Below are 837 nucleotides of genomic sequence, written 5' to 3'. Positions count from 1 at the left end.
GGTTCTGTCGCACTAACGCGGTCAAGTAGAATCGGACGAACCGCAACGCACGACGAAGATGATGGAAAAGACCAAGAAGCCACGCAAGACGCTGCCCACTGGCATTGACAACGTGCTGAAGCGACTGCACTATCCGCTGGATGTGATCCTGATGTGCGTGCGTTGGTATGTGGCCTATGGGCTGAGCCTGCGAAATCTGGAAGAAATGATGGCCGAGCGTGGCATCGATGTCGATCACTCAACCGTGCACCGGTGGGCGATCAAGCTGCTGCCCGTGCTTGAAAAGGCGTTCCGGCGTCGCAAGCGCCCGGTCGGCAAGAGCTGGCGCGTAGACGAGACGTACATCAAGGTCAAGGGGCAGTGGAAGTATTTGTACCGAGCCGTGGACAAGGCGGGCGACACGGTTGATTTCCTGCTGCGAGCCAGGCGGGACAAGGAAGCGGCCCGACGGTACTTCGAAAAGGCCATCGATCAGAATGGCGTGCCCGAAACCGTAACGATCGACAAGAGTGGCGCCAATCTGGCCGGGCTGCACGTCGTGAACGCTGGGCGTGAGACGCCCATCAAGATCCGCCAGGTAAAGTATCTCAACAACGTCGTGGAACAGGACCATCGGGCGATCAAGCGCCGTACCCGACCTATGTTGGGATTCAAGACATTTCGTTGTGCACGCATCTTGTTAAGCGGCATTGAGTTTATGCATATGATCGCCAAGGGACAGATGAAAGACCGCGGCATCGGACAGACTCCCGCGGAGCAGTTCTACTCGCTAGTGGCATAAGTATTCCTAAGCATGTCAGGCCTTGCTCAACACACGTTTCTTATCGCGACAGAACC

Annotated in this window: 1 protein-coding gene; it reads left to right on the top strand. The window is 56.6% G+C overall.

The window, feature by feature from the left end; translation table 11 throughout:
- Nucleotides 1-58 precede the first annotated feature (58 nt).
- A complete protein-coding gene (locus AWB81_RS43670) occupies nucleotides 59-781 on the top strand; it encodes an IS6 family transposase (RefSeq protein WP_062644808.1) in 723 nt (240 codons plus the stop codon).
- Nucleotides 782-837 lie beyond the last annotated feature (56 nt).

The organism is Caballeronia arationis, assembly GCF_001544975.2.
GTDB lineage: Bacteria > Pseudomonadota > Gammaproteobacteria > Burkholderiales > Burkholderiaceae > Caballeronia > Caballeronia arationis.
Note: the sequence above shows the minus strand (reverse complement) of the source record. Positions and strands in the feature narration are given on the sequence as shown.